The organism is Mesorhizobium sp. M7A.F.Ca.AU.002.02.1.1 (assembly GCF_003998535.1).
Classification (GTDB): domain Bacteria; phylum Pseudomonadota; class Alphaproteobacteria; order Rhizobiales; family Rhizobiaceae; genus Mesorhizobium; species Mesorhizobium ciceri.
This window is the reverse complement of sequence record NZ_RZPB01000561.1, coordinates 1-4,042: the sequence shown is the minus strand read 5'-3', so window position 1 is coordinate 4,042 and position 4,042 is coordinate 1. Positions and strand designations below refer to the sequence as shown.

The window sequence follows — 4,042 nt, the reverse complement described above, 5'->3', positions numbered from 1 at the left end:
CCGCTGGTGATTGCCGAGCAGTTCGGCACGCTGGCCGCATTGCATCCGGGCCGCATCGATCTCGGCATCGGCCGGGCGCCCGGCACCGACATGGGTGCCGCCCGCGCCTTGCGCCGCAATCTCGAGGCCGGGGTCGACAATTTCCCGCAGGATGTCGTCGAGCTGATGGGCTATTTCCAGCCGGCCGAGGAAGGCCAACGCATCCGTGCCGTGCCCGGCGAAGGCCAGGGCGTGCCGGTCTGGATCCTCGGCTCCAGCCTCTACGGCGCGCAGCTTGCCGCCATGCTCGGCCTGCCCTATGCCTTCGCCTCGCATTTCGCGCCGGCGGATCTGGATCACGCGCTGGATGTCTACCGCTCGCGCTTCCAACCCTCCGAGCACCTCGACAAGCCGCATGTCATGCTTGGCCTCAACGTCTTTGCCGCGCCCACCGATGCCGAGGCTCGTTTGCTGTTCACCTCGCTGCAACAGGCTTTCGTCAATCTGCGCACCGGCCGGGCCGGACGGCTGCCGCCACCTGTCGAGAACTATGACCGCGATCTCGATCCGATGGCAAAGACCATGCTGGGCCAGGCATTGTCCTGCGCCGTCGTCGGCTCCCCGGAAACGGTGCGGCAAGGCATCGATGCTTTCGTGCGCCGCACCGGCGCCGACGAGCTGATGGTCACCGCGCAGATTTTTGATCATGCGGCGCGGGTGCGGTCGTTCGAGATCCTGGCCGAGGCGCACAAATCGCTGTCGCAGGCGGCCTGACAAGTTCTGGTACGATATATGCTGGGCGAAAAACTATGCGCTCACGCTCTGCGCAATCGCCCCGAGCGGGCGGCATGAATTGCGGATCATCAGCCGGCCCTTGAGCAAAAGCTTGCGCGGCGGCGCGTCCCTGTTGCCGGCGAGACGGTCGAGAAGCAGATTGGCCGCCTGTTCGCCGATCGCCTGCACCGGCTGCGCGACGGTGGTCAGCTGCGGCTGAAACACGTCGGACCATGGAAAGTCGTCGAAGCAGGCAACTGAAATGTCTTCCGGGCAGGACAGGCCGATGTCGCGGATCGCCTTCATGGTGCCGATCACCATCGGGTTGTTGGCCGAGAAGATCGCGCTTGGCCGATCGTGCGAGGACAGCATCTGCATGGTCGCGTTGTAGCCGTCGATCTCGTGGAAATTGCCGAAGCGGATCAGCTCCTCCGCGATCGGCAGGCCGGCGGCGTGAAGCGCCTCGCGATATCCCGCCATGCGGTCATGCATCGGCGAAATGTCCGACGTGCCGGTGATGTAACCGATGCGCCGGTGGCCGAGATTGATCAGATAGGTGATGGCGTCGAACACCGCGCGCTGGTTGTCCAGCACCACGGCATCGGTGTCGACGCCTTTGCAGATACGATCGAGCAGCACCACCGGCACGTTGGCGTCGTCGACGATCCGCTTGAGGATCGCGCCGTCGCCGACGCGCGCCACGATCAGCCCGTCGACCATGCGGTCGAGCAGCAGCTTGATCTGATCGTCCTGGGTGTTCAAATCCTCGTCCGTGCAGCACAGCATGACGGCATAGCCGGCCCGGTCGAAGGCCTGCTGGATGACCGAGACGACATCGGTGAAGAATGGGTTGGTGATGTGCGGCACGGTCAGTCCGATCGTGCGGGTCGTGCCCATCTTCAGGCTGCGGGCGATCGCGTTGCGCTTGTAGCCGATATCGCGGATCGCCTGTTCGATGCGCTGGCTAAGCTCCGGACTGACCGTCGCCGTGCCATTGATCAGCGCCGAAACGGTGGCGACAGAAACACGCGCCGCTTCAGCCACATGAAGCATGGTGGGCGCGGTGGATTTCCGGTGTTTTTTTTGCCCTGATGCTGTCATTTTCGAAACGTTTCGCCACCCTTGCCGGCCAATACGTACGGAATCCTGTCCTTTTTAGCAAGAATCGAAATGCAGTAAACATGCGGTACCTCATATCAGCTTGACATGATCGAAACGTTTAGATTAGCGTTTGCGGGAAGTTGACGACGACGGAAGGGAGGCCGCCATTGTCATGCGAGAGAGCAGTTCCCTTTCCCCGCAGCACGGCGCTGCCGATCGGTCGGACACCGTTCTGAGCGCCGAGCATATTTCCAAGAGCTTCGGCGGCATCGCCGCCCTGGTCGATGTCGGCTTCGAGCTGCGGCGCGGCGAGGTTCATGCCTTGATGGGCGAGAACGGCGCCGGCAAGTCGACGCTGGTGAAGATCCTCTCCGGCGTCTACACCGGCTATGAAGGCACGGTCAGCGTCGATGGCCACCCTGTCAATTTCGCTGGCGTACGCGACGCCGAGGATGCCGGCATTGCCATCATTCATCAGGAGCTCAACCTGGTGCCCGAACTCAGCGTCGCCGACAACATCTTCCTTGGCCGCGAGAAGCTGATCGCCGGGCTGATTGTCGACCGCAAGGCAAGCAGCCGCGCGGCGGGCGCTTTGTTGCAGCGGCTCGGCATCGAGCTCGATCCGCAAGCCCGCGTCGGTGCCCTGCGTGTCGGCGAGCAGCAGCTGGTCGAGATCGCCAAGGCGCTGTCGATGTCGGCACGCATCCTGATCATGGACGAGCCGACCTCGGCGCTGTCGCCGGCCGAATGCCAGCGGCTGTTCCGCATCATCCGCCAGCTTGCCGAGAGCGGTGTCGCCATCGTCTACATCTCGCACCGCATCGACGAGGTCATGCATCTGGCCAGCCGCGTCACCGTGTTTCGCGACGGCCGCCATGTACTGACCGAGCCGATGGCCAGGCTGGACGAAGATGCGATCATTTCGGCGATGGTCGGACGCAACCTGCTCGCTTCCTCCCAGGAAGAGCGCCACTCCGGCGGCAACATTGTGCTTTCGGTCGAAAACCTGTCGCTGTCGAAGCCCGATGCGCATGGCTGGCGCACGGTGATCGACGGCGTTGGCTTCGATCTTGCCGCCGGAGAGATCCTCGGCATTGGCGGGCTGCTGGGTTCGGGCCGAACCGAGATCCTGGAGGCGATCTTCGGCTCGAGCGATGGCCGCACCGGTGGCGAAATCCAGGTCGACGGCCGGCCTGTGGATATCCGTTCGCCCCGCGACGCAAGGCGGCTGGGCATTGCACTGGTCACCGAGGACCGCAAGACGCAAGGCCTGCATCTGCAGGCTTCGATCGCAGACAATGTCGCGCTGCCGCTGGTCGGGTCGCTGGCCCGCTTCGGCATCCGCTCGCTGGCCGCCGAGCAGGGGCTGGCGCGGCAGGCGGTCAAGGCGCTCGGCATCCGCTGCCGGGACATCGACCAGCCTGCCGGCACGCTGTCCGGCGGCAACCAGCAGAAGGTCGTCATCGGCAAGTGGCTGGCGACCAGGCCAAGGGTGCTGTTGCTGGACGAGCCGACGCGCGGCATCGATGTCGGCGCCAAACGCGAGATCTACGACCTGATCTTCAAGCTGGCGCGCGATGGACTGGCCATCTCCGTCATCAGCTCCGAACTGCCGGAGCTTTTGCATCTCTCCGACCGCATCCTGGTGATGGCCGATGGCCGCCAGACAGGCATTCTTTCCCGCGATGCGGCCAGCGAGGAGGCCATCATGCGTCTCGCCGCCCCGCGCAGGACCATATCGAGACCAGCCGCATGACTGCCCTGAAACTCCTGTCCCGTACCAAGCTCTATTGGGGCCTGATCGCCATCTTCCTGATCGGCGTGCTGGGCTCGCCGATGAGTTCCAAGGGCAACAACATCTTCCTCTCCTACGGCAACCTGCTCGACGTGCTGCGCCAGGTCTCGACCACCGGGCTGATCGCCACCGGCATGACGGCTGTCATCATCACCGGCGGCATCGATCTCTCCGTCGGCTCGCTGATGGCCATCTGCTCGGTGGTCTGTGCCATGCTGCTGACGGTCCCAGGCGTGACGCCGGGCGTCGTGCTGGGCGTGCCGACCGTCGCGCTGGTGGCGCTTTGCCTCGGTTTCGTCGTCACCCGCTTCATCTTCCAGAACCTGGCAAAGTCCCGTGCCGGCGCCGATCTCGTCCGCGAGATCAGGCTGGACGGGATTCGCGGCCTGATCA

At 64.3% G+C, this 4,042-nt stretch carries 3 protein-coding genes and 1 pseudogene; 3 read left to right on the top strand and 1 reads right to left on the bottom strand.

All coding sequences use genetic code 11. The annotated features are described in order from the left end of the window. Positions 1 to 753 (top strand): LLM class flavin-dependent oxidoreductase (locus tag EN879_RS26715; RefSeq protein ID WP_164774592.1); only part of this gene is annotated, 753 nt, incomplete at its 5' end. 33 nt (positions 754 to 786) lie between these two features. On the opposite strand, the gene EN879_RS26710 is transcribed toward EN879_RS26715, so the two are convergent. After that, a complete protein-coding gene (locus EN879_RS26710) occupies positions 787 to 1,806 on the bottom strand; it encodes a LacI family DNA-binding transcriptional regulator (protein ID WP_013528458.1) in 1,020 nt (339 codons plus the stop codon). Positions 1,807 to 2,026: 220 nt separating this feature from the next. On the opposite strand from EN879_RS26710, the gene EN879_RS26705 reads away from it, so the two are divergent. Further along, positions 2,027 to 3,610 (top strand): sugar ABC transporter ATP-binding protein, encoded by a 1,584-nt coding sequence (locus EN879_RS26705; protein WP_063169732.1) that lies wholly within the window; start codon positions 2,027 to 2,029, stop codon positions 3,608 to 3,610. Then, positions 3,607 to 4,042 (top strand): annotated as a pseudogene (locus tag EN879_RS26700) (ABC transporter permease); the annotation flags it as partial. The gene EN879_RS26705 and the pseudogene EN879_RS26700, both read left to right, overlap by 4 nt.

Coding starts and splice junctions, on each gene's coding strand:
- EN879_RS26710 (WP_013528458.1), bottom strand. CDS start 1,806: ATGCTTCATGTGGCTGAAGCGGCGCGTGTTTCTGTCGCCACCGTTTCG.
- EN879_RS26705 (WP_063169732.1), top strand. CDS start 2,027: ATGCGAGAGAGCAGTTCCCTTTCCCCGCAGCACGGCGCTGCCGATCGG.